Annotated in this window: 25 protein-coding genes; 7 read left to right on the top strand and 18 right to left on the bottom strand. The window is 48.8% G+C overall.

All coding sequences use genetic code 11. From position 1 onward, the window contains the following. Positions 1-40: 40 nt before the first annotated feature. Entirely contained in the window at positions 41-1090 is a 1050-nt protein-coding gene (gene hemE, locus BN1360_RS13485; RefSeq protein WP_068780375.1) for a uroporphyrinogen decarboxylase, read from the bottom strand. Between the two features lie 162 nt (positions 1091-1252). On the opposite strand from hemE, the gene BN1360_RS13480 reads away from it, so the two are divergent. After that, complete coding sequence (locus BN1360_RS13480) at positions 1253-2506, top strand: MFS transporter (RefSeq protein ID WP_068780374.1); 1254 nt, start codon at positions 1253-1255, stop codon at positions 2504-2506. 3 nt (positions 2507-2509) lie between these two features. Here the strand turns inward: BN1360_RS13480 and BN1360_RS13475 are convergent, their stop codons facing one another. After that, complete coding sequence (locus BN1360_RS13475; RefSeq protein ID WP_068780373.1) at positions 2510-3139, bottom strand: class I SAM-dependent methyltransferase; 630 nt, start codon at positions 3137-3139, stop codon at positions 2510-2512. A 166-nt stretch (positions 3140-3305) separates the two neighbouring features. On the opposite strand from BN1360_RS13475, the gene BN1360_RS13470 reads away from it, so the two are divergent. Continuing rightward, entirely contained in the window at positions 3306-4451 is a 1146-nt protein-coding gene (locus BN1360_RS13470; protein WP_068780372.1) for a THUMP domain-containing class I SAM-dependent RNA methyltransferase, read from the top strand. 87 nt (positions 4452-4538) lie between these two features. Continuing rightward, entirely contained in the window at positions 4539-6548 is a 2010-nt protein-coding gene (locus tag BN1360_RS13465) for an LTA synthase family protein (RefSeq protein ID WP_068780371.1), read from the top strand. Between the two features lie 72 nt (positions 6549-6620). Here the strand turns inward: BN1360_RS13465 and BN1360_RS13460 are convergent, their stop codons facing one another. The 6 genes from BN1360_RS13460 to BN1360_RS13435 all read right to left on the bottom strand — a co-directional run bounded on the left by BN1360_RS13460 (position 6621) and on the right by BN1360_RS13435 (position 10570). Next, a complete protein-coding gene (locus BN1360_RS13460) occupies positions 6621-7598 on the bottom strand; it encodes a ring-cleaving dioxygenase (protein WP_068780370.1) in 978 nt (325 codons plus the stop codon). Between the two features lie 245 nt (positions 7599-7843). Further along, positions 7844-8077 (bottom strand): DUF1450 domain-containing protein, encoded by a 234-nt coding sequence (locus tag BN1360_RS13455; RefSeq protein WP_068780505.1) that lies wholly within the window; start codon positions 8075-8077, stop codon positions 7844-7846. A 94-nt stretch (positions 8078-8171) separates the two neighbouring features. After that, a complete protein-coding gene (locus tag BN1360_RS13450; RefSeq protein WP_068780369.1) occupies positions 8172-8474 on the bottom strand; it encodes a heme biosynthesis protein HemY in 303 nt (100 codons plus the stop codon). A 138-nt stretch (positions 8475-8612) separates the two neighbouring features. After that, positions 8613-8852 (bottom strand): YkvA family protein, encoded by a 240-nt coding sequence (locus tag BN1360_RS13445; protein WP_068780368.1) that lies wholly within the window; start codon positions 8850-8852, stop codon positions 8613-8615. A gap of 136 nt (positions 8853-8988) precedes the next feature. Next, on the bottom strand, positions 8989-9909 hold the full coding sequence (locus tag BN1360_RS13440) for a M14 family metallopeptidase (protein ID WP_068780367.1): 921 nt from the start codon (positions 9907-9909) through the stop codon (positions 8989-8991). Between the two features lie 34 nt (positions 9910-9943). Then, complete coding sequence (locus BN1360_RS13435; RefSeq protein WP_068780366.1) at positions 9944-10570, bottom strand: TraX family protein; 627 nt, start codon at positions 10568-10570, stop codon at positions 9944-9946. 202 nt (positions 10571-10772) lie between these two features. On the opposite strand from BN1360_RS13435, the gene BN1360_RS13430 reads away from it, so the two are divergent. Next, positions 10773-11678, top strand: a complete 906-nt coding sequence (locus BN1360_RS13430; protein ID WP_068780365.1) for a diacylglycerol/lipid kinase family protein — start codon at positions 10773-10775, stop codon at positions 11676-11678. 77 nt (positions 11679-11755) lie between these two features. Here the strand turns inward: BN1360_RS13430 and racE are convergent, their stop codons facing one another. Then, on the bottom strand, positions 11756-12571 hold the full coding sequence (gene racE / locus BN1360_RS13425; protein WP_179016120.1) for a glutamate racemase: 816 nt from the start codon (positions 12569-12571) through the stop codon (positions 11756-11758). Positions 12572-12742: 171 nt separating this feature from the next. Then, on the bottom strand, positions 12743-13822 hold the full coding sequence (locus tag BN1360_RS13420) for a GntR family transcriptional regulator (RefSeq protein WP_068780364.1): 1080 nt from the start codon (positions 13820-13822) through the stop codon (positions 12743-12745). A gap of 285 nt (positions 13823-14107) precedes the next feature. On the opposite strand from BN1360_RS13420, the gene BN1360_RS13415 reads away from it, so the two are divergent. From BN1360_RS13415 to araA, 3 genes are read left to right on the top strand one after another with little or no spacing between them, the layout of a single operon-like run. Then, complete coding sequence (locus BN1360_RS13415) at positions 14108-15715, top strand: xylulokinase (protein ID WP_420707931.1); 1608 nt, start codon at positions 14108-14110, stop codon at positions 15713-15715. A gap of 17 nt (positions 15716-15732) precedes the next feature. Then, positions 15733-16428, top strand: a complete 696-nt coding sequence (locus tag BN1360_RS13410; protein WP_068780362.1) for an L-ribulose-5-phosphate 4-epimerase — start codon at positions 15733-15735, stop codon at positions 16426-16428. 34 nt (positions 16429-16462) lie between these two features. Beyond that, entirely contained in the window at positions 16463-17890 is a 1428-nt protein-coding gene (araA, locus tag BN1360_RS13405; protein ID WP_068780361.1) for an L-arabinose isomerase, read from the top strand. 130 nt (positions 17891-18020) lie between these two features. On the opposite strand, the gene BN1360_RS13400 is transcribed toward araA, so the two are convergent. The 8 genes from BN1360_RS13400 to BN1360_RS13365 form a co-directional block, all read right to left on the bottom strand. After that, positions 18021-18482 (bottom strand): YtxH domain-containing protein, encoded by a 462-nt coding sequence (locus BN1360_RS13400; protein WP_068780360.1) that lies wholly within the window; start codon positions 18480-18482, stop codon positions 18021-18023. Between the two features lie 170 nt (positions 18483-18652). Continuing rightward, the gene (locus BN1360_RS13395) at positions 18653-19081 is read right to left on the bottom strand and encodes a DUF86 domain-containing protein (RefSeq protein ID WP_068780359.1); all 429 of its coding nucleotides are present in this window, start codon (positions 19079-19081) and stop codon (positions 18653-18655) included. Between the two features lie 28 nt (positions 19082-19109). After that, entirely contained in the window at positions 19110-19397 is a 288-nt protein-coding gene (locus tag BN1360_RS13390; RefSeq protein ID WP_068780358.1) for a Dabb family protein, read from the bottom strand. 249 nt (positions 19398-19646) lie between these two features. After that, entirely contained in the window at positions 19647-20471 is an 825-nt protein-coding gene (locus BN1360_RS13385; protein ID WP_068780357.1) for a hypothetical protein, read from the bottom strand. Next, positions 20455-20715: a zinc ribbon domain-containing protein gene (locus tag BN1360_RS13380; RefSeq protein ID WP_068780356.1), complete on the bottom strand. Its 261-nt coding sequence runs from the start codon at positions 20713-20715 to the stop codon at positions 20455-20457. The genes BN1360_RS13385 and BN1360_RS13380 overlap by 17 nt, the downstream gene beginning before the upstream one ends. A gap of 131 nt (positions 20716-20846) precedes the next feature. Continuing rightward, complete coding sequence (locus tag BN1360_RS13375; protein ID WP_068780355.1) at positions 20847-21437, bottom strand: TetR/AcrR family transcriptional regulator; 591 nt, start codon at positions 21435-21437, stop codon at positions 20847-20849. A 243-nt stretch (positions 21438-21680) separates the two neighbouring features. After that, entirely contained in the window at positions 21681-22985 is a 1305-nt protein-coding gene (locus BN1360_RS13370; protein ID WP_068780354.1) for a 6-phospho-beta-glucosidase, read from the bottom strand. Then, positions 22985-23974: an N-acetylglucosamine kinase gene (locus BN1360_RS13365; protein ID WP_068780353.1), complete on the bottom strand. Its 990-nt coding sequence runs from the start codon at positions 23972-23974 to the stop codon at positions 22985-22987. Before BN1360_RS13365 ends, BN1360_RS13370 begins: the two co-directional genes overlap by 1 nt. Positions 23975-23988: the final 14 nt, after the last annotated feature.

Here is a 23988-nt window from a genome sequence, read left to right as displayed (position 1 = left end):
CTTTTGTTCACCTCATCCATTAAATTGAGACAGCCAATATCTATTCTTGCTGGGCAATAGCCTGGTGTGAGTATTCATGTACATATTCCGTCAATTCCCGCAGCTTATCCAACGATGCCTCAGGAAATAGTCCGTGTCCGAGATTGAATACAAACCCCGGCTGCTGAATGCCCTGGTCGATAATATCCTTGGCATACTGCTTGATCACAGGCATAGGCGCAGTAAGAACATACGGATCCAAATTGCCTTGTACAGCAAAATTCCTTCCGGTTCTGCGTCTTCCCTCTTCAATTGATATGCGCCAGTCAAGACCAATTACATCCGCCTGAAGCTCGGTCAGAGCCGGCAGCAATTCCCCCGAACTTACGCCCGGAAAATAAATCTTTGGAACCTCCAGATCGGACAGTTCGGCAAAAATACGAGTGATAGTAGGCAATACATATCGTTCAAAATCCCGTCTGGCCAGCGCGCCAACCCAGCTATCAAACAACTGGAACGCTTTGCCGCCATTATTAATATGTGCTCTCAAATAGGCGATGACCATATCTCCAAGCTTATACATCAGCTTGTCCCATAGCTCAGGCTCGCCATACATCATACTTTTGGTACGTATGTAGCTCTTGGACGGACGCCCTTCAATCAAGTAGCTGGCAATCGTAAATGGAGCCCCGGCAAAAGTAATAAGCGGGACCTCCAGCTCCCGGTCAAGGATCCGTATTGTCTCTAAAATATGGGATAGATCACGCTCGACATCAATCGGAGTCAGACGGTCGATATCCGCTTCTGAACGAATCGGATTGTCAATGACCGGCCCAATATTCTTGACGATATCAAAATCGATACCCAACGATGCAACCGGGTTCATAATATCCGAATACAAAATAGCCGCATCCACGCCAAGCTTGCGCACTGGCATCATCGTTACCTCCGCGGCAAGCTCCGGTTGACGGCAAATCTCCAGCAAGCTGTACTTCTCTTTGATCTTGCGATATTCCGGGTCATACCTGCCTGCTTGTCGCATGTACCAGACGGGAAGCGTATCGATCTCCTGCCTGCGGCATGCGCGAATAAACCGATCGTTATATGCCAACCAACTTCTCCTCCTATTATCAAAATTCTATATTATACATTATGACTTCTTTCCCTAGATGTAACAACTATCACACTCGGAAAACTCATGACAATCATATGACAACTGCTCCGATGATTTTGGACAATTGTGGTATACTAGATAAACAATCTTTTGGGGCTCATGATCTTATTACACCCAGAATACAGTCAGAAAGGAAGTGAAGCACAACTGAAAACCTGGAAATTAAACCTCATTGTGCTTTGGGTTGGATCATTCCTCGTTAATGCCGGAATGACCATGATCACTCCGTTTCTGTCTCTCTACCTATCCAGAGATCTGAATGTTCACGGAGAGCATGCGATCGGCTTATGGGCCGGAAGCATCTTTGCAGCCAACTTTGCGACCTCCTTCATCTTTCAGCCGGTGTGGGGCAAGCTGGCTGATAAATATGGAAGAAAAGTCATGCTCCTTCGCTCCGGATTCGGCATGTCCATCGTTATTGCCCTTATGGGCTTGGCTACTCAGCCCTGGCATCTGCTCCTGCTCCGGCTGCTCAACGGCACGATCTCCGGCTTCAATCCGGCTGCGGTATCGCTCATATCCGGAACGGCGCCAAAGGAGAGAATGGGCTTCGCAATGGGAACGATCCAGTCCGGCAATGTAGCAGGTACGATTCTTGGCCCGCTGATTGGCGGACTTTTGGCCGATTGGGTGGGATTCCGCCCGATTTTCTATATTACCGGCAGCTTGTTATTCCTTGCCTCTCTGGCTTGCCTGCTGTTCGTGCGCGAAAATTTCAATAAAGAAGCTGCGGCCCAAGCACCGCAAATTTCCGTGCTTGCAGGCCTGCGCGAATTAACGAAGACACAGCAGCTAACCGCTCTATTTGCTGTAACATTTCTGCTGCAGTTCGCCATGATCAGCCCGATGACTTTACTGCCGCTATATGTAGAGAAACTACATGGAACCGTGGTGAACGCCTCGTTCTGGGCGGGCTTCGTCAGCGCGGTAACCGGGATGTCCAATATGATCACCTCGCCGATACTCGGTCGGGTCAGCGATAAGATCGGGGCACACCGCATATTGACGTTCTGTCTGATTGGCGCCGCGGCGATGCTGATTCCTCAAGCCTTTGTGCAGAGCGTCTGGCAGTTGGTCATCGTACGCTTCCTGATGGGTATCTTCATGGGAGGACTTCTGCCGAGCGTAAACGCTCTGATCCGGTTCTATACCCCCGACGGAATGGAGAGCCGGGCCTTTGGCTTCAACAGCAGTACGTTGGCTCTGGGCAACATGTTCGGCGCTCTGATCGGAGGTACTTTGTCCGGCTTCATTGGCATTGAAGGGCTATTTATTATTTCCGGTATTTTATTGCTGTTGAATACCCTCTGGGTGAGAACCAAGCTGTATTCCAAGCCGAAGGCTCATGCATAGAGATTATTTCACCAGCGCCAGCGCCAGGCCGTCATAGGCCGGCAGCATCGTGCTGATCAAGCGTTCATCCGTTGCGATCAGCTCATTAAATTTCCGCATGGCCATCACCGAAGGTCCGTTCTTGTCGGTATTTAGCGTTCTCCCTCTAAGCAGGGTATTGTCTCCGGCAATGAGCGCTCCCGGTGACGCCAGCGAAATTGCATACTCGAGATAAGCCGGGTAATTCCCTTTGTCCGCATCGATCAGGAAAAAATCGAACTTCTCTCCACGCTGCTTCAGAACCTCCAAACTGTCCAGTGCGGGCCCAACCATATATTCCGCTATTTGACGATATCCGGCTATCTCCATATTGCTTCCAGCCAGCTTGGCATTCTCCTCGCTAATCTCCAGCGACACCAGACGCCCATCTGCTCCAAGCCCTCTCGCCAGACATATTCCGCTATAACCGCCAAGGGCACCGATCTCCAACGCATGCTTCGCACCGCCCAGCTTCGCCAGCAAAGTCAGCAACCTGCCATAGCCAGGCGCAATCGAGACATCCTGAATTCCGTGTTCCTCAAGCGAACGCGTGACTCTGCTTAATACCTCGTCTTCCGCATACAATTCATCGCCGTACTGCTCAGGCGTAATCATATATCCACACTCCCTTCTGAACGAACTAGGTTAAATTGCTGTTATCAGACAACAATAGTTTGTAACTTGAGAGACATTGTCCTATACTGAATTGTATGGTTTTTGCACATTTCCTACAAGAAATAGTTCAGGAATTACAAGCTTTATACGGAGTTGATTAACGAGAATGTCGAGACAATTAGAATTGATCGCAACTGCACCGATGGGACTGGAAGCCGTCGTGGCACGCGAGTTAAAAGACTTGGGCTACACCGATACGAAGGTAGAGAACGGGCGCGTCACTTTTAAAGGCGACCTGATCGATATCTGCCGCTGCAACCTCTGGCTGCGCACCTCGGACCGCGTACTCATCAAGATGGGAGAATTTCCGGCCCGCACCTTTGACGAATTGTTCGAAGGCACGAAGGCATTGCCTTGGCAGGACTGGATTCCCGCGCATGGAGAATTCCCGGTAGAGGGCAGATCCCATAAATCGCAGCTGAGCAGCGTCCCTGCCAGCCAAGGCATCGTCAAGAAAGCGATCGTCGAGAAGCTGAAGCAATCCTACCACACGGAATGGTTCCAGGAGAATGGACCCCGTTATGTGATTGAGGTTAACCTGCTAAATGATATTGCACTGTTGACATTGGACACGACGGGACCTGCGCTGCATAAACGCGGTTACCGCAAGCTGATTACAGAAGCTCCCCTCAAGGAGACGATGGCGGCAGCTCTTATTCTGCTCAGCCGTTGGAATCAGAATCCGGCTCGCCCCTTCTATGATCCTTGCTGCGGATCAGGAACGCTGCCGATTGAAGCGGCAATGATCGCCTGGAATATCGCTCCCGGACTACGTCGCTCGTTCAATTCAGAGAATTGGCCGGCCATTCCGCAGGAGCTGTGGCAGGACGCCCGGGACGAAGCGATCGACTTGGTACGCGATGACATTCCGCTGAATATCAGCGGCAGTGATATCGATCCGAAAGCGATTGAAGTAGCCCAAGCGGCGGCCAAAAGTGCTGGACTTGCCAAAGAGGTCACTTTCCAGGGGCTTCCCGCGGCGAGGATCGAGCTTCAAGGCGACTATGGATGTATGATCACGAACCCTCCTTACGGCGAACGGATTGGGGAGGAGAAAGAAATCCGCCGCTTGATTTCCCAGCTCGGCCGAATTTGCGCGGAACATCCGACATGGTCCTTCTTCGCGATTACCCCGACCAAGCAATTCGAGCATGAGTTTGGCCGCAAGGCGGACAAGCGCCGCAAGCTGTTCAACGGTCGGATCGAGTGCCAATACCTGCAATACCTCGGCCCCCTTCCACCCAGACATTAATCTGGGGGAAGGGTTTTCCTTGTTAAATATGGATCGGACAACGCTGCTGCGGCCGCTTGTTCGATTTAGAAAGGAGGCTGGCATTTCATGCCGAGTCATTCACGGGACAGGGGGCCACGCGCCCTGTTAACACGCTTGTATCGTGCCCGTTTTTTTGCCTATATCGTCTTTTTATTTCTAATCTTCTATAAGCTAGTTCTGCTTCATAATAACCTGCACGCCAGATATATCGATATGAGCCGGCTGGATGACGTGATTGCTATCGGCTCGGTCATGCTGATCTCGTTCTGGGTATTCTGGCTGCCGCGGCGCGGACGCTTGGCCGCCCTTTGGATCCTCGACCTTATCCTTAGCTTCCTCATCTTTGCCGATCTGATCTATTACCGTTACTTCGGTGATTTCATTACGATCCCGGTTCTGCTGCAGGCGGGTCAAGTCGGCGAGCTTGGGGACAGCATCCGCTCGCTTATCCATCCATCCGATCTTTGGTTGTGCGCTGATCTGCTGCTGGGGTTGATTGCCGGGATATTCTTCGGGATACGCCGATGGCGACTGCGACATACACTGCGCAATCCGTTGCGATCGGGTTCCCTCTATACTCAGCCTCGAACCTATTCATATTCGAAGAAGCCGTCTTGGGGACGCGTGTTGGTCCGCCGATTGGCCAGCGGGCTCATTATATTCATCCTGGGTTTCGCTATGACGCTCGGCCCCATCCGTCATTATACCAAGACATGGGCCGCAGGTTTATTTGAGGGCGGCTGGTGGAATATTTCCCTCTATAATGTTACCGGTCTGCTAGGATTCCATTACTATGATGTCTATCGCTATGCCAAGGAGCATCTTGGCGGCAAGCCGGAGCTTAGCGCTGAAGATCAGCAGGAATTACAGCAGTGGTTCGAGCAGGCAAAATTAGGACGCGTTGTTTCAAATGAGACCTTCGGTGCCTACCGGGACAGCAATATCATTGTCGTTCAGGCCGAGGCCTTCATGAATTTCATGATCGGCAAGAAGATCGGCGATCAGGAGATTACGCCGAATTTCAATCGTCTGATGCAGGAGAGCATGTACTACTCCAATTTCTATCATCAAACCGGACAGGGCAGAACCTCGGATGCCGATTTCTCATCGCAAAGCTCTCTGCACCCGCTGCCTACTGGATCGGTATTTGTTCGCTTTCCAGACCATAAATATGATGTACTGCCCAGTATTCTGAAGGATTACGGCTATGAAACCGGAGCCTTTCACGCCTATGAAAGCAGTTTTTGGAACCGTCTGAATATGTATAAAGCGATGAATTATGATCATTTCTACAGCCAAGCGGATTACAAAATGGATGAGGCCATTGGCTGGTCGCTTGGCGACAAGTCCTTCTTCCGCCAATCCCTGGAGCTGATGTCCAAGGAAACGCATCCCTTCTATTCGTTCCTGATTACTTTATCAAGTCATCATCCCTACACGCTTCCCGCCAACATACAAGAGCTGGATACCGGTGATTTCAAGGGCACAATATTTGGCGACTATCTGCAGTCTGTCCATTACGTGGATGCAGCGCTGGGCGAGCTGGTAGAAGGAATGAAGCAGCAAGGAATTTGGGACGATACGATCCTTGTTTTCTATGGAGATCATGACAACTCGCTCCAGGACAAGGAACCTTATGAGCAATTTCTCGGCAAATCCTTAACCGGTCTTGATATGAGTCAAATCATGAACCAGGTTCCGCTATTGATTCATCTGCCTGATGGACAACATGCCGCGGTTTACGACGAGCCTGCGGGTCAGCTCGATATGGCGCCTTCATTATTGCATTTACTCGGTATCACGACCAAAAATTACTATATGATGGGCAACAACCTATTGTCCGGTCAGGAACGCTTTGTCGTGCTTCGCTCCGGCGCTTTCACAGATGGCAAGCTATATTACATTCCGTCCCCCGATAGCCGCTTCGATAACGGCTCCTGCTATGATCTTGCAACGCGCAAGCTTGCCGACGTAGAGAAGTGCAGGATTCCATATGAAGAAGCAAATAAGCGCCTATCTATATCTGACCGGGTGATTACGGAGGATTTAATCAAATGGCTGCGAACAAAGGATTGAATTATAACAACAAGCGGCGGCTCTGATTTACTCAAAGCTGCCGCTTGTTTTAATTTTCAGGGCGTCATGCGATTATTCCTTTACAAATTCCTTATCGCTGCGCATCGTATCAATCGGTCGAACCCGTTGTTCAATTTGTGCGCGGCGTCCCTCCAAAAACGGCGGAAGCGACAGAATTTCCCCTAATGTCTCATATGGCTCGTCACCCATGAATCCAGGACCGTCCGTAGCGAATTCGAACAAGATTTGCGGCGCGACTCGCGCGTACAACGATTCAAAGAAATGGCGGTTAACGTAACCGGATGTCGGGAAGTTGAAGCTGGCCATACGCTCAATCCATTCTTCCAGCACCGCACGGTCTTCCACGCGGAACGCAGCGTGGTGAACCGTGCCATAGCCTTGGATGGAACGAGGGAGCGTATCATTAGGCTCTACGATAACTTGGGCGCCATTGCCGCCCTCCCCCACTTCGAACAAGTGAAGTTTATTTTCCTCTGCAATCTCTTTGAACAATAACACCTTCTCCATCACTTCTTTGAAAAATTTGAAGTCACTGACGCGCACGAAGATCGGCCCAAGGCCGGTAATCGCATGCTCAAGCGGAATTGGCCCTTTCTGCCAAGGAGTTCCGGACCCGATCCCAACGTTATGTTCATCCGAGATAAGCATATACTTCTGATCGTCAAAATCCACGAATGACAAAGTCTTCTTGCCAAATAACTCCTCAATGCCGCTATGCTCAACCTGCAAGCGGTTGAACCGTTGCTCCCAATAATTCAACGCAGCGTCATCCGGTACGCGGAAGGATGTCTTCCAGATCTCTTCGGTACCATGCACCCCTTGCCCGATCCCCGGGAAGTCAAAGAACGTCATATCGGTGCCCGCGCTTCCTTTATCATCGGCAAAGAACAAGTGGTAGGTCTGAATATCATCCTGGTTCACCGTCTTCTTCACGAGACGCATCCCTAAAATATAAGTGAAAAATTCATAATTCTTCTCCGCACTGCTCGTAATCGCTGTAACGTGGTGGATTCCTTTTAAATGGTTCATGCGATAACCTCCTGTTGTGTAATCCTTCTATTCTTGTTATACAAACTCAAATCGTACGATTTAATTTGTCTCATAATAAAGAATCTTTATTTAAAGATAATATACTACCAACCTCCACTGCTGTCAAATTACTTGATAATTCTGTTGATTACAAGCAAGATACCCCCTACCGATACGCAAAAAAGAGCGCCCATCATACCATGGACGCTCCTTCAAAATTCATATTAGATTAATAATAGCATCTTTTAATTTTTCGGCTTCTTCACAAAAGGTGCCGCCTTCTCCAGCACTTCATCCTCCGTCGAACCGCTGACATAACGGCCGTTAATGTAAATGAAGGCTCTTTTGCCGCATGGCCCGCAGTAAGACTTGCAGCCGACCTTGATGTCGGCATCAGGTGCCATCTTATTCAGCTTCGGCAGAAATGTCTTCATGCGGATATGATTGCATTTATCGCAAATGCGAATGTCATTCGCCATCATGTATTCCCTTCTTTTCTTCAATAACTATGGCTTAGAGAAAGTTCAAAAAGCTCACTTTGGATCACAGAGTGAATCCATGAAGCAACTCGGTTTAATGATCCCCGTGGTTGCCCATGGACGGGTTCGTAATCACGAATCCTTCTTCAGGCAGGTACAAGTAGTCGATCTTTACGCCATCAAGCATCGGCTCGTTCGCATCGACAAGAACATCAATTTCTTTATCGGTCGATACTAATGTCAGTTTATCGTCAGGCTTGACCAAATCGAGGCCATAATGAGCATGGTCTCCATGAGCATGGGTAATGAATACCTTCAAGACCAAATCCTTATTCTCTTCCTTGTCCATTTCTTTCTTTATCACTTTGGCCGCGTTGCGGGTAATTTTCACTTTCATATGGGACATCTCCTGTTCAGCAAATATGTTCTATCTATACTGCCAATATTCCTATTGTAAAGAAACCTTGGCCTGGATGCAAGGGTCCTGCATATATCTTCTGTAATTGGGCACCCTCTGGCCAGATACGAGCTTATCTTAAACAGATGGGTATTTACGTTCTGCCCGGGCTACGAACCAGTTCATCAACAACATTGTGACCGCCAGATCATCAATCGGAATAAATGGGAGAAAATCCGGCAGCACCCAATACAGCAGTGCCGGAACAGTAAGCAGAAGCTTGTCCAGCAATGGAATCTGCGGGGATTGAAGCAGCCTGGGCACCCGCCGAAAAATATGTGTCCAATGCCGCAGCGACCACAATTTCGACCATTTCATTGCGAGCTCTCCTTAGCCTGCGGATTCAGGGACTACCACCTCTATGTAGAATACCCTGTTTGCTCTCTTCTACACCAGTTTATTGCCTTGGCAGGAACAAATGCAAATCAGGCCTGACGGCCATCCGGGGAGAATTCTATCCCCGGATAAACTCAAACAGCAGTGGCGCCAGGTCTTTATAGATGGAATCGAATTGTTCCGGCGGCAATGGATTTTTACCCTCTCCCGCCTCCACTGTGTAGCCCGGGCGACGGAATTGCATAATGAACCAGTCCTTATACCCCGCATCACTTCCACTTAGCTTCACAGCACGGTAACCGCTCACCGCTGCCAATTTCTCTGCCAAGACCTCCGCCTCCGGCGGCTCCTGATTCCGGTAGTTCCAGTATATCTCTCGGCCTTGAGTATGGAGCGAGAGAACACGGCTGAACTCCACAGTCTCCGTCAGCTCCGCCAAAGCCTGGGCTTCTGGCTCACTTAGCGGGCAAGGACCGCTGTAATCCTGGGAAGCTGGCCCGCAAACCTGACGGCGCTCACGCTCTATCTCCCAGCAAGCCGGGAACTGATCATTCAGGTCGACCCCACGAATATTTGCCTTCCATGCTGTAAAATCATCGCTGCCCTCATTCCATGCAAGCAAACAGCTTCTCCAGCTATCGTCGGCCATGGCAGCACCGTCCTGGGCCAGATCAACCCCGTCCGGATTAACCATCGGTACGATCCACAACGTCGCCCGCTCCAGTAAACAGGCAATCGCCTCTGAGCGCTGCGAACCAGCGTGTTCCAGCAGCTCCTCCATAAATCGCAGCAGGAGCGGAGTAGTAATCCATTCATTCGCGTGCACCGCCCCGTTCATATGCAGGTGTTCCGAACCATTGCCGATGATAAAACAGTCGATCGATCGCCCAAGAACACTTCTGCCAATGCTTCGTCGGCATAGCTGCGGATATTTCCGCATCAATTCCATGCTTTGAGCTTGGAAATCGGCATAGCGATAACCGCCACACACCTCTACAATCGCGGGTTCAATCCGATCCGCGAATGACCATAAATCCATGTTTTCTCCTCCCCTTTCCGTTTCTATTCCGATGTTAAACATGCCAGTAGCTAATTGCCGCCAGCACTAGAAGATGGAGCGGATAATAAGAGCGCCACAGCCAGCGCGGCATTCGAATCGACTCCAGCCTGTGCCATAAAGCAGGACCAAGCACGATGAATAGCGTTGGTATAATACTCGTCATTTGCACAACCCAGCCATATGCCAGCAAATAAATCACGTTCAGCAATACATGCATGAACAGCAGTTGATATTTCTCCGCATATCTGAATATAAGCACCAGAAGCAGTCCATATGCCCCATAATCAAACGGGAGAACCTCTACCAGCAAGCTGCAGCCTGCAATTAGCAGGATCGATCGTATCCCCGGGCGCGTACGATCTAGCAAGCGCAGCAGCAAAGCAGCCACTAGGAGCGTCGCTACGACATTTATTCCACTTCGGCTTAGGGCGATCTGATAAGGGAGCTGGGACAGGACCGCAATGATCGTGAGCCGCAGCATATACTTTCCGTAGCTCTTCGTATACCGGAAGCCTTGCACCAATGCATAGGCATAGATCGGGAAAGCGATGCGGCCAATTATACGCCATATTAATTCTCCGGGAAAGAACGCCGCTCCGATATGATCGAGCAGCATCGTGATGATCGCGATCCATTGCATAGGCTCTCTCCTCAAAATTTAATGGTTCCTTTTTAATCTTAATTTGTTACACTTAAACTACTTAAACTTATGAAATGTATCCGCATTCAAAAGTCCGAGTGCCAATTATTCATAGAATGCATAAGAACTTTGGGGAACGCATCTATTCTAGTGGGAAACCGAAACTACCTGAATCGAACGACCTGCGTATGGAGGAACTATCATGTACTTATTTATCGTGAATCAACGCTCAGGCAATGGGGGAGGAAGACGGGTCTGGCGAGAAATCAGTCAGATTCTTGATCATAAAGGAATAGCTTACGAATATCAATTTACCGAGAGTGCTGAAGGAGCCCAAGCTTATCTTAAGGAGCAGCTGGCTGCTCCGGTAGAATGGAAAGCAGTTGGTGTTGTGGGTGGAGACGGTACCATTCACAGTCTCTTGCCTGCGCTGCGCGCAACCGGAATTCCGCTCGCTGTCTTCCCGGCTGGTTCCGGCAATGATACCGCCCGAGGATTCGGTATTCCCAAGAAGATACCGGCTGCTGTTGATACCATGCTGCAGGGCTTGCCAAGAATTGCCGACCTTATCTCAACGACGGGCCGCAGCACATTAACTGCACTGGCCGTCGGCTTTGATGCCGAGGTGGCCGACAATGTCAATAAGAGCCGTTATAAAAAGATATGCAACGCTATAGGCTTTGGAAGATTGGCCTATGTCATTGGTGTATTTCATACCCTGCTCACCTTCCGCCCAGCCGACCTGACTGTGGAATGTGACGGGGTTATTCATCACTATTCTTCGGCCTGGCTGACCGCGGTCAACAATGTAATCAGCTATGGCGGAGGGCTGACGATCTGCCCGGAAGCGAAACCCGATGACGGCATGCTGGACATTTGCATCGTTCATGACTGCTCTAAGCTGAAGCTTCTGATGCTGTTTCCAACGCTGCTGTTCGGCAAGCATACACGGCTTCCCTTCGTGACGATGATGCGCGGCAGGCATATTTCGGTCCACAGCTCGCTTTCCCGGCTGGCGCTTGGAGATGGAGAGCAGATTGCTTCTACTCCCCTCTCCGTCTCGGCTGATCCCGGAGCCCTGATGGTAATGTGCCCACTCCCAAAATAGCTTTTTGAGGATTTTGAAGGTGCTTTGAGCAAAAAACCTTTGGATGGCTATAACCACCCAAAGGTTTTTTTGTTAGTTTAAGAAGGATTCGATACTTGCCATACAATCGGCGTTAACTCAATTTGTTCTCCCAACCATTGTAAAGCTATTTTACGGAAAATTCCCGGGTCTCCGCTGCAAAAGAACTGATGAATCGGGATTTCATTCCCTTTCGCCAGGCTGTCTTTTTGATACAGAATAGTACTGATCTCCCGCGCCGTCTCATCGGCGGAACTGATCAGCTTGACGCTCGGCCCCATCACCTGTCTGATCTCCTTCTTGAGGAACGGGTAATGGGTACAGCCGAGGATGAGACAATCCAGTGAATAATGTCTGATCTCCGTAAGAGAGTCCTGCACTAGCTCGAGGGCTTCTGGCGTATTATACCGTCCCTGCTCAACCAGAGGCGCCAGCGTTGGACACGCCTTGCTTACGATTTCTACACCTGGATTTAATTCCTTAAGAGCCGTTATATAGGCTCCGCTTCGAATCGTACCTATTGTACCAATGACTCCAATCTGCCCTGTCTTGGTGGCGCTGATAGCGGCGCGGGCTCCAGGATGAATTACACCGATTACAGGAATATTCACCTTTCCCTTGATATATTCCAGAGCCGCCGCAGTAGCGGTATTACAGGCGATAACAATCATTTTAGGATCAAATTGAATTAGAAAATCAACAATCTGCTCCGTGAAGGAGCTTACTTCTTCAGGTGTACGCGGACCATAGGGAGCACGCTCGGTGTCCCCAAAATAGATAATTTTTTCTCTAGGAAGCTGTCTCATGACTTCCTTGACGACGGTGAGTCCTCCGACGCCCGAGTCTAATATTGCGATGGCTTGCTGCACGAACATACCGCTTCCTTTGTTTATTAGTATTATTTCTCTACTCGTTACTTTATGACTGCCTTGCATAAAGCGTACCTAAATATTAGCGTAATTTCAAGGATGGTACAAGGATGCAAATGACCGCATTAAAGCACCTCTACACAAGAAAAAGAGCCGATGAAGCAGGATTATGGAGTACTATCTCTCTAAGACGGTTTCACCTTCGATTAACAAAGGTTGATAGTAAATATGGTCTGGCAATTCTTTCTTCCCTTGCAGCTTGCTTATAATCCAATCAGCTGCATCACGTCCCATTTGTTCTTGGGGATGGGTCAACGTAGTTAGCTTGATATTTGCATTTTTGGCGATATAGGAATTATCTTGACCAATAATCGAATACTCCTCCGGGATCGAAATCCCCAACTCTCGGCAAACATGGAGTACCTCCAGGCCCACCTCGTCGTTATAGCAAACAAGGGCTGTAAGTACACCTCTATTATTCATTAAATATTGTTTCAGATTCATGGAGAGCCCCTGCTTCGTTTCCGTGTCAAACGACAAAACCCGCTCCGGCTCAAAACGCAATTTAGCCTCGCCAAGCGCTTTTATATATCCCTTCATCCGATGCTTCCCTTGCAAATCATCCATCTTGGCGATAATCCCAATTTGAGTATGTCCCTTGGCAATTAACTCTTTAGTTGCCAGATAGCTGGACTGCACGTCATCGAGACAAAGAAAAGGCGCCTCCAATTCTTCATAATAAGCATTGATCATCAGGTAGGGGATATCTAATTCCTTGAACGATAAATAGTAGGCAATATTGGGGTTGTACAGATTACTCTTCGTGGGCTCGACAATTAAGCCGTCCACACCGTAGGACAGCATCATTTCCAGGGCCTTTTTCTCCCGATCAAGGTTGTTATTGGTACTCGCCAGGAGCAATGAATAATCATCCTCATTAATCCTGCTTTCTATCCCCCTAATGATGGAGGGAAATATGTAATCGGAAATATAAGTCGTAATGACACCGATGGTTTTCTTGCTGCTTCCGCCTGTTTTTGATCTATATTGGCTGCTGACATATGTGCCAGATCCCTTCTCACTGCGTAAAAATCCTTCGTTTGTCAGCTCCAGAATAGCTTTCCGGACCGTCTGCCTGCTAACAGAATACATCGACTGCAGGGCAGACTCTGTCGGAATTTGCTCACCTACGTTGAAATCCCCTGAGAGGATTCTACTCTTTATATCATCAATGATCGCTTGATATTTCGGTTTCATATGAACTCCTTTTTCCTCATTAGCTCGCTATTTCGTTTCTAAAACTAGGGTCTATTTGTATGTACAAATTATAGCATGATCTATGAAATATATAAAAAGCCAAACGTATTTCCAGCCTTCAACAAACCTATGACTTGCAGTATAAAGACCATCTGATCTTTTAACTTGTATGTACATATCAATTATTATATTGACAAATGTACGTACAAAAACATACTATAACTGTAAATTAACAAGGACCGTTTATTCATTTAATAAAACGCTGTCAGAGAGGTGAACCAATTGATTTCAAATCGATGGAGCAGTATTACCCAAGCGATCGATAAAGGAGACACCTCGCTTGGTATTGAATTCGGATCCACACGTATCAAAGCAGTACTGATTGATCATCGCTTTCAGACGATCGCTTCAGGAAGCTATGAATGGGAAAATCGGCTGCAGGACGGCTATTGGACGTATAGCTTGGAGGATATTATCACAGGTCTGCAACAGGCGTACGCCGAAATGAAGCACCAAGTCGAACACATCTACGGCATCCCGCTCCGAACCATCGGTTCAATCGGTTTTTCTGCCATGATGCACGGATATATGGCTATGAACGACAAGCACGAATTGCTCGTTCCGTTCCGGACTTGGCGTAATACAACAACAGGCAGGGCAGCCAGACAATTGACCGAACTGTTCCAATTCAATATCCCTGAACGCTGGAGTATTGCTCATCTTTATCAGGCGATATTAAACCAGGAAGAGCATGTGGCACAAATCCGGTTTGTTACGACGTTAGCAGGATATATTCACTGGCTGTTGACCGGAAACAAAGCTCTGGGTGTCGGAGACGCTTCGGGTATGTTTCCGATTGACAAGTCTATAGGCGACTATCAGGAATCCATGATCAAACAATTTGATGAACTGGTAGCTGGCCAGGGATACGCTTGGAAGCTCAGAAACCTGCTGCCCCAGGTTTATACGGCTGGTGAAAAGGCTGGGGTCTTATCCGCAGCGGGAGCGAAAATGATCGACCCATCAAACCAGCTGCAAGCAGGCATTCCGCTATGTCCCCCGGAAGGGGATGCCGGAACAGGAATGGTTGCTACGAATAGCGTGAAGAAGCGCACAGGGAATGTATCTGTAGGAACATCTGTTTTTGCAATGATCGTACTGGAGAACCAGCTGTCAAAGGTATACCCGGAAATCGATATAGTCACCACTCCGAACGGATATCCCGTTGGCATGGTTCATGCTAATAACTGTTCCAGTGATATTAACGCCTGGCTCGGATTATTCCGCGAGTTCTCCGATCTCATCGGGCAAAAGGTAGAGACCAACCAATTGTACAGCCTGATGCTGAATCAAGCGCTGGAAGCAGATCCGGATGGCGGCGGCTTGCTCAGCTACGGTTATTTCTCGGGAGAACATATTACAGGATTGGAGCAGGGCCGCCCGCTATTTGTCCGCACACCGGAGAGCAAATTTAATTTGGCTAATTTTATGCGAATTCAACTGTTCACTTCCTTTGGAGCCCTAAAAATCGGAATGGATCTGATGACGAAGGAAGAAAATGTGGTCATTGAGCGGATTTATGGTCATGGCGGCTTGTTTAAGACCCCGGTAGTCGTCCAAAAAATAATGGCCGCCGCCATGAATGTCCCTGTCTCCGTCTTATCGACAGCGGGTGAAGGCGGGGCTTGGGGGATGGCTATTCTGGCCTCTTACATGGTGAACAAGGCGCATGGAGAAAGATTGGAGGATTTTCTCGATCACAAGGTGTTCAAAGAGATTCATGGACAAGAGATTCCTCCTGATCCAGTCGATGTAAAAGGGTTCGAAACCTTTATGGATAGATACAAAAAAGGTCTGGTCATTGAGCGGGCCGCGGTCGACAGCTTATTTTAGGAAATGGAGGGAGCGACGTGTTAGAGCAACTTAAAGAGGAAGTTTTTCAAGCCAATCTGGAATTGCCGAAGCATGGACTTATTAAATATACATGGGGAAATGTAAGCGCTATCGATCGGGCGCGCGGTTTGTTCGTGATTAAACCCAGCGGTATAAGCTATGACACGATGAAAGCCAGCGATATGGTCGTTGTCGATTTGGATGGCCGTGTGATTGAGGGAGATTTAAGACCTTCATCCGATACCCCCACTCACGCCGTATTATATAAAAATTACCCGGAGATCGGAGCGATCGTGCACACGCATTCCACTTGGGCAACGGTTTGGGCTCAGGCAGGACTTGATATTCCTGTAATGGGAACGACACATGCCGATACCTTTTATGGCACCATCCCCTGTGCCCGTTACCTCACACAAGAGGAAATACAACGCGATTACGAGGCGGAGACAGGTCGCGTTATCATCGAAACCTTCGAGCAGCGGGGCTTGGATATTTTAGCGGTTCCCGGCATTTTACTCAAGGGACATGGCCCGTTCACCTGGGGAAAAGATGCAAAATCAGCGCTGATGAACAGTGTTGTGTTGGAAGAGGTTTCGAAAATGAACTTATTTGCCAGAGAGCTAAACCAATATGCGGAGGAATTGCCGCAGCCTATTCTGGATAAGCATTATTTACGCAAACATGGCCAAAACGCTTACTACGGACAGAAGTAATGAATCCATCTATTTATTAGAAAAGAGGATGAGTATGTCAACAGTTGCAGCAAAAAAACAGTTCTGGTTTGTTGTCGGATCACAGCATTTATATGGAGAAGCAGCATTATCCGAGGTTAAAACTCACGCTCAAACTATGACGGATATTTTGAATAAAAGCGGAATGCTGCCCTATCCGCTTATATTGCAGGATTTGGCTGTCAGCGCGGATAAAATTACAAGCCTCATGAAAGAAGTCAATTATCGGGACGAGGTGGCCGGAGTCATCACTTGGATGCATACCTTTTCGCCTGCTAAAATGTGGATCCGTGGAACAAAGCTCTTGCAAAAGCCTCTGCTTCATTTAGCCACGCAATATAATGAAAGCATCCCTTGGGCAACGATGGATATGGACTTCATGAATCTAAACCAAGCAGCTCATGGGGATCGTGAATACGGTTTTATAAATGCTCGCTTAAAGAAACAGAACAAAATAGTAGTGGGTTACTGGGAACGCCCGGAAGTACAACGGCAAATTGCCGATTGGATGGACGTCGCTGTGGCTTTCAACGAAAGCTTCAACATAAAAGTCGCTCGCTTTGGTGACAACATGCGCAATGTTGGCGTTACCGAAGGGGATAAGATTGAGGCGCAAATCCAATTGGGTTGGACCGTCGACTACTATGGGATTGGCGACCTTGTGCAATACATAAATGAAGTTACGGATGAAGAAGTCGATGCTTTGTTTGCGGAATATGCAGCGCTATATGAATTTGATTACGGTCCTTACAGCAGGGATGCTTGGGAAGCAAGTGTCAAAGTACAGGCGAGCTATGAAATAGCTATCAAGCGATTTCTAGATCATGGCGGCTACAATGCTTTCACAACAAACTTCGAAGATCTGCATGGTATGAAGCAGCTTCCCGGACTGGCGGTTCAACGCTTGATGGCGAGCGGATACGGCTTTGCTGGTGAAGGAGATTGGAAGACGGCAGCGCTCGATCGCCTGCTCAAAGTGATGAGTCACAATAAGGCTACCGGCTTTATGGAAGATTACACTTATGAATTAATGGCAGGTCAAGAATCCATCCTCCAATCACATATGCTTGAAGTAGATCCGACTCTGGCCAGCAACAGACCCAAAATTATCGTGTCTCCATTAGCCATTGGCGATCGCGAAGCTCCGGCACGTTTGGTGTTTGACGGTAGAAGCGGAGACGGAGTAGTCGTATCCATGGCTGATTTTGGCACTCACTTTAAACTGTTGATCAATGAGGTTTCTGCATTTGAACCGACGATTCCGGCACCGAAACTTCCCGTAGCCCGTGTTCTTTGGAACGTTAAGCCTAACTTCCAGGATGGGGTTAAGGCCTGGATCGAGAACGGTGGCGGTCATCATACCGTTGTATCACTTCACTTAACAACAGATCAAGTTGTTACTTATGCGAGACTGGTTGATTTGGAATATGTAGTGATTAAGTAAATGAATTATCAACAACACAGCCTTTTCATAAAATAAAGAAGAAGGCCTCTTGCCCAAAGTCGGGTGATAAGGCCTTCTTCTAAGTATCAATCATCCTCGCTAAGCACTTTCGATTCAAGCTTGCTATAAATTAGGCTTCCTCAACTTCATCTTTGACTGCTTGAACAACTTCCTCAACCGCATCTCCTGCTTCTTCAGCAACGGATTCGGCAATCTCTTCTACAGCGGCTGACGCTTGCTCTGCATCCTCGGCCACGCCGATTACAGCGGTCTCCAGCAGCAGAGGATCTTCGTCATCCGCTACAGATGACACACGCACTTCAACGGTCCCGTCAGATTTGCTCCCACGCCATTCCTGGAAATCTTCGATGAGATCGCCCGTTGTTTTCTTCACCTTATCAACCAATTGAGCCCCTTGCTCGGACACCTTGCTGGCCACCTCTTGCGTCTTCTCGCCAACTTGACGCGCGCCGTCCGCGATATCCTTGCGCATTTCCCGTCCTGCCTTCGGAGCAAACAGCAGTGCTGCAACTGAACCTACGATCGTACCGATAGCAGCGCCCCAAATCCAGCCTTTGTTCCCTTTACTCATAGTCCATCTCTCCTTATCGTACACCCGCACTAACAACCGATATGGCGTTTTCCTCCCGCAGAAGGCAGCCTCCTTTCAGCTATAAGGGCGAATGCCTATATAATTAATGTCATTATAAGCAGATGCAGCTTGGCCTGTCACAATTTACTGCCTATTTTTTTGCCGACCTGTCAAGAAGGAATCGCTTCCCGATCCAGATAACTGCGAACCTTATCCGCAAATGAAGTTAATGCTTCATCAAGGTATTGAACCAGCTCATGACCGCCAGATCTGTCCCAATCGAAATAACTCTGTACGAGAGGACGGCGCAAGCGTACCAGCTTCGTCAGGATGCTGCCCAGTTCCTTGTCAACGACCTGCTCGTCCATCATAATATCAACGATATCTTCATAGCTGCTTGCATCCCTCATGATAAAGCCGTCGATCAAATAACTGCCGACATCCGTCACAACCTCAATGGCCAAATGAATGGCCCTCTCCTCCGCATAACGGGCCAGCAAGTGCTCTCCCGAATTCGTATTCGCTAGTGTGCAGACCTGTAAAATCTCAGGGATAACATCCAATCTCCGTTCGATTTGCTCCCGGTTCACATAATACATGCGCTAACCTCCATGCCTTATCGATTTGTTAGAATTCAAAATCTACAGCTACCTGGCTCTCGCGGACTTCGTTCATATGCTCGATCACCTTTTTATGCTCCGGATGCACCTGATAGCCCTGCAAATCCTCCAGTGAATCAAAGGTTGCAATCAACGCAATATCGTAAGAACGAGGCGACTTCACAACGTCCACTCCCACTTCCAGCGACCTTAATTGCTCTACCTTTCCTTCCAATCCACGCAGCACTCCTTCCGTCACCCGAATGCTCTCCGGTGAAGAGTCTTTCAATTTGAACAGAACAATATGCTTGATCATGTAAACCCTCCTTTGCCTGCTCTATCAGAGGTCATTCAAAAAGTTCGCTTTGATGAAACAACCGCCCTTCCTGAACCCGTGCTATAAGTTGAACAAACGAATCCTACTAGCCCATTTATAAATGTAAAATCTAGTGAATTCCCTTGTTCGTGATAGAAACACTTCTTCACAAAATATAACATAACCCCCAGCTACATGAAAGGCTACTCGTCATATCAAGAAATATGAAGGAAGCTCATCGCACGGAAATCAACAACGCCCCCGCGATTCCATGATCGCCAGAACCTCCGCCACCTGTGGGGCGTATTTTTTGGTTAACCGGGATTTGCTCAAATTGGTGCGGAGAATTTTATCCACTTCCGGATGCTTTACGACGGCATACTCTTTCAATAAAGCAAAACCTTCCTCCGGCAACGCCGCGACGAATACGCTGAGTGCATACTGAAGTCCTTTGGACAACACAGCGAACTGCTCTGAGCGACGATCTAACCGATCTGAAGCAGCAAAATCGGCCAGAATATCGCTGCTCATCTTTAAGCTGAAGCGGGCGATTTCTTGATGATGAAGAATGGGAGGATGCGCCAAAGCGGCAACAAACGCCCTTTTCTCAAGGTCGCTTGCATCGGGATAACACCGTATAAAGTACTCTTTTACGGCAGGAAAATTATTCTCCGCAATAAGCTGAAGCCCCATTGCCGCCCCCTCCCTGGTCCTCCACCGCCCGTCATTCATAGCGGTCTTGAACTGGTGCAGGATCAGCCGTTGGGTCTCCTTATCGGCATAACAGTAATGGGCACCCAGCGACAGAATACCGCAGAAAGGCAGATATTCCCGCGGATGATTAGCCGGAGCTTCCGCTGCCGGGATATTCACCCAGCGCATGAGCAAGTCCAGTAAATCATCTGAGAGATTTTCCCTTTGAAAACAGGCGGCAAATTTATAGGCCAGCGTCAGATTTCCCCGCGGACCCGGCAAATTGGAATTCGCACACAGCAACTCCTCAATTTCTCTAAATTTCGTCTCAATGTCCAGCATAGGGATTATTTCTTCAAGGATATCAGTCCGTTCCTTCATCAGCTTCGTCCACCTTCCATGCGGGCAGCCGGGCCATCATATTTCTGGCCGTATTGCGGGCGACCCCTTGATCCAGCCCCTGAGTTTTAACGATGAAAGCGGACAAGGAATCCAGCTTTTCTTCATAAGACTGCATAGTTCCATCGGGCCTCATACAATGCACGCAATAATCTTTTTCGACATCCCTCAATGCAAAATCAGCAACTTCTGTCATTGGCATACCGCAAGCAACACAGATTTTCATTCTGTCCACCCTCTCACCCATCCGTCAGAGATGGGATTAGACCTTATTGTTAACGACCATGAATATTGCCTTGCTCTGCAAGGAAGCAAACGGGTTGAATTCTTTTGAATGGTTTCTTGCTTTTTCTCCAGCTAACAGGCTTTGATTAAACGCATAAAATGTTCCAGCAGTTCCTGGCCGTACCGATCCAATACAGATCCTCCGGGAGCAAAAAGATCGTCGTTTGCCAGATAGTAGTGAAGCAATCCGATCCAGGTATTAAACAGCAGGTGTACAGGGAACCGGATCTGCTCGCCCGTATCCATTTCCCGCTCAGCCGCCTGGCTGATGTGGAAGGAGATAGTCGATTGAACCATGGTAAAGGTGTCCCTTGTGCTATCGGGAAGCACCCGGCTCTCAACCACCCATCGGGTATAAAGGGCTTCAAATTCCCTTAAGCCCTTGAGATGGGCTTCCAGCACCTCCCGCAATCCATGGTTGCCTACTGCCAGTTCATGAAGTCTTCTTGAAATCCGCAGACCAAATTCTTCAATGACAGCATTAAACAACGCTTCCTGTGTTGCAAAATGGGCAAAAACGGTGCCATGGGATACTCGCGCAGCTTGGGCAATATCGGCAGTTCTGACCGTCATGAAGCCGCGCTGTGCAAATTGCCTGAAGGCAGTCTCTATTAAATGTTTTCTCGTTTGCTCCTTTTGGAGCTGGCGACGCGTCTTAGTCATTTCATTGACTCACCACTCATTGACTTTTAACTCATAATAATCTTTTCCTCCTTCTTTTGTCAATTCCCTCCTGGGAAAGTTTCACGTCGATGTATCTTTCGAATAGGAAAAAACCTGGTCTTTATCATGCAACCAGGTTTTTGATGCCGACCTATATTTATTTAATTACCGCTTCATACCTGAAGCGGAATTTCTGCAAAAGGCTCTTCCCATGAACCAAACCAGTTTCTCTTATTTTTCGGATCAGAAGAAATTCGGTAGATATCGGCGATGCGCCTCCAGCATTTCATCAAGCAGCACCTTGGCTACGGAGACGGACGGTACCAACGGATGATGAACCAGCGCCTGCAAAGCCAGACCGCGATCCCCGCTGACCGCCGCGTCGATCGCCAGGCTTTCGTAGGTCTTCACCGCATGCAGTAGCCCTTTGACATGTTCTGGAATATTCTGCGGCACAAGCGGAATCGGTCCCTCAGAGGTTACGACGCAGTTCACTTCAATGCTGGCGTTATCCGGCAAGAAGTCAAATATTCCATGGTTCGCCACGTTCAAAGTCTGAATATCATTGCGGCCTGTATAGAGTGATCTCATGAGATGTACAGCGGCTTCCGAGTAGAATGCCCCGCCTCTTTGCTCCAGTTGCTTCGGCTTCTCTTCCAATTCTTCGTTAGCATACAGCTCGAACAATTCTTTCTCTACACGGCTGACCACATCGGCCCGGGTTCCGTTCTTCTCCAGTGATTCCTTCATCTCATCGAACATTTCATTCATCATGTAATAATACTTGAGGTAGTAGGTTGGGACCGCACCCAACGATTGCAGGAACTCCGGATCCCAGCCCAGCGTTGGCACGTTCTTAGCCGAGTACTCGTCCTTGCCTGCCAACAATTCCGGCATCCGTTCCTTGCCGTTAACCAATGCCGAGGTTACCCAGTGCAGATGATTAATGCCAACGAATTCAGGCAGCACCTGATTCTCATCCACTTGATAGGCTTCCGCCAGAAATTTCTTGAAATTGATCGGAGAATTACATAAACCTACGGAGCGCACTCGCGAATATTTAGTAACGGCCTCCGTAATCATGCCCGCCGGATTCGTAAAATTGAGCATCCAGGCATTCGGTGCGAGCTCTTCAATATCACGGCAAATATCGAGAATAACCGGTACCGTACGCAGCGCTTTGAACATGCCTCCCGGGCCGGTCGTCTCCTGGCCGATCACCCCGTGTGAAATCGGAATATGCTCATCAAGCTTTCTAGCTTCCAGCAACCCTACGCGGATCTGAGTTGAGACGAAATCAGCATCTTTAATTGCCGCACGCCGATCCAGCGTCAAATGCACCTCAATCGGCAGGCCCGATTTCTTAACCATCCGTTTGGCCAAATTACCAACAATCTCTAATTTATGCTTGCCTTCCTCAATATCAACGAGCCATAGCTCAGCAATCGGCATTTCCTCGTAGCTCTTCAGCAGTCCCTCCACCAATTCAGGTGTATAGGACGAACCTCCGCCAATGACTGCCACCTTAATTCCATGTTGTGTCTTCATCACTGTACCTCTCCTTTCATATCAGAAAAAGAAACCAGGCTTAAATTATGCTTCACCTGCGGGCTGATCTCTTGCCCATCCCGATCCATGGCACTAAGCACAGCGCCGGCGACCGGATCCATCGTAATCCGTGTGATCGTCGCCCGCGGCGCGGTAAGGGTGATTCGCCGCTTGATCGCATCACGCATAATATCCGTGCGCACTTTAGAGAGGATGCTCCCTCCCAGCACAACATTAAATTCCTCTTGCTCCATTCCCAGTCTGACAATCAGAGCGGCCGCAGCATTGCCGAGCTCAACACCCTGTTCCACGAGAATAGAAGCCGCTATATCATCTCCCTGCTCCGCCGCCTCGAACATCAGCTTGGCAAGCTCTAATGGAGGAGTATACTCCCCATCCAGAACCGCATCCAGCATTTGCGGCACGCTGGCAAACCCGCTCGCCTGTAATACCAGCTCCGTTAACAGCGTTGATTTGCCGCGGCGATCCCAGGCGCGGATGGCTGAACGGAACGCGAAGTTAGCCAGATCCCGCCCGGAGCCTTGTCCGTCTCCGAACAGGAAGCCAAACCCTCCGTACTGCAATTCTTCACCGGCGCGGTTCCTGGCCGCTGCATTAAAGCCTGTACCGCTAATAATAACCGCTCCGTAGGGATGCTCACTCCCCGCACGCATGGCAATCATCGTATCGCACGCGATAGAGTAATCGGGAAAATTCAATTCGGCGATCATGGGACGAAGAATGCGATAATCCGCCTCCCGATCCGCTCCTGCCAATCCAAAAAAAGCATGAGTAATGTCGTGAACAGATAATCCTGCTTCACGCAGCGCCTGGTTGCAGGCAGATGCGATGTTACGGCCCGCATTCCGGGGATTGGTCTGATGGTTGCCATTCCCGCTTGCTCCTCTGCCAAGGGTCTCCCCCTTCGCATTGACGAGCAGGCCATGCGTCTTGCTGCCCCCGGCGTCAACGCCCAAGTAGTAGTTCATCTGGCATCTCTCCT

Origin of the sequence: Paenibacillus sp. GM2 (assembly GCF_900069005.2) — a bacterium.
In the GTDB taxonomy this organism is placed as follows: Bacteria; Bacillota; Bacilli; order Paenibacillales; family Paenibacillaceae; genus Fontibacillus.
Note: the sequence above shows the minus strand (reverse complement) of the source record. Positions and strands in the feature narration are given on the sequence as shown.

Coding starts and splice junctions, on each gene's coding strand:
- BN1360_RS13470 (WP_068780372.1), top strand. CDS start 3,306: ATGTCGAGACAATTAGAATTGATCGCAACTGCACCGATGGGACTGGAA.
- BN1360_RS13420 (WP_068780364.1), bottom strand. CDS start 13,822: ATGAAACCGAAATATCAAGCGATCATTGATGATATAAAGAGTAGAATC.
- BN1360_RS13480 (WP_068780374.1), top strand. CDS start 1,253: ATGATCTTATTACACCCAGAATACAGTCAGAAAGGAAGTGAAGCACAA.
- BN1360_RS13390 (WP_068780358.1), bottom strand. CDS start 19,397: ATGATCAAGCATATTGTTCTGTTCAAATTGAAAGACTCTTCACCGGAG.
- BN1360_RS13450 (WP_068780369.1), bottom strand. CDS start 8,474: ATGAAAGTGAAAATTACCCGCAACGCGGCCAAAGTGATAAAGAAAGAA.
- BN1360_RS13375 (WP_068780355.1), bottom strand. CDS start 21,437: ATGACTAAGACGCGTCGCCAGCTCCAAAAGGAGCAAACGAGAAAACAT.
- BN1360_RS13455 (WP_068780505.1), bottom strand. CDS start 8,077: ATGGCGAATGACATTCGCATTTGCGATAAATGCAATCATATCCGCATG.
- BN1360_RS13400 (WP_068780360.1), bottom strand. CDS start 18,482: ATGAGTAAAGGGAACAAAGGCTGGATTTGGGGCGCTGCTATCGGTACG.
- BN1360_RS13370 (WP_068780354.1), bottom strand. CDS start 22,985: ATGAAGACACAACATGGAATTAAGGTGGCAGTCATTGGCGGAGGTTCG.
- BN1360_RS13460 (WP_068780370.1), bottom strand. CDS start 7,598: ATGAACCATTTAAAAGGAATCCACCACGTTACAGCGATTACGAGCAGT.
- BN1360_RS13440 (WP_068780367.1), bottom strand. CDS start 9,909: ATGGATTTATGGTCATTCGCGGATCGGATTGAACCCGCGATTGTAGAG.
- BN1360_RS13475 (WP_068780373.1), bottom strand. CDS start 3,139: ATGATTACGCCTGAGCAGTACGGCGATGAATTGTATGCGGAAGACGAG.
- BN1360_RS13365 (WP_068780353.1), bottom strand. CDS start 23,974: ATGAACTACTACTTGGGCGTTGACGCCGGGGGCAGCAAGACGCATGGC.
- BN1360_RS13430 (WP_068780365.1), top strand. CDS start 10,773: ATGTACTTATTTATCGTGAATCAACGCTCAGGCAATGGGGGAGGAAGA.
- BN1360_RS13395 (WP_068780359.1), bottom strand. CDS start 19,081: ATGTATTATGTGAACCGGGAGCAAATCGAACGGAGATTGGATGTTATC.
- BN1360_RS13445 (WP_068780368.1), bottom strand. CDS start 8,852: ATGAAATGGTCGAAATTGTGGTCGCTGCGGCATTGGACACATATTTTT.
- araA (WP_068780361.1), top strand. CDS start 16,463: ATGTCAACAGTTGCAGCAAAAAAACAGTTCTGGTTTGTTGTCGGATCA.
- racE (WP_179016120.1), bottom strand. CDS start 12,571: ATGTTCGTGCAGCAAGCCATCGCAATATTAGACTCGGGCGTCGGAGGA.
- BN1360_RS13465 (WP_068780371.1), top strand. CDS start 4,539: ATGCCGAGTCATTCACGGGACAGGGGGCCACGCGCCCTGTTAACACGC.
- BN1360_RS13435 (WP_068780366.1), bottom strand. CDS start 10,570: ATGCAATGGATCGCGATCATCACGATGCTGCTCGATCATATCGGAGCG.
- BN1360_RS13380 (WP_068780356.1), bottom strand. CDS start 20,715: ATGAAAATCTGTGTTGCTTGCGGTATGCCAATGACAGAAGTTGCTGAT.
- BN1360_RS13385 (WP_068780357.1), bottom strand. CDS start 20,471: ATGAAGGAACGGACTGATATCCTTGAAGAAATAATCCCTATGCTGGAC.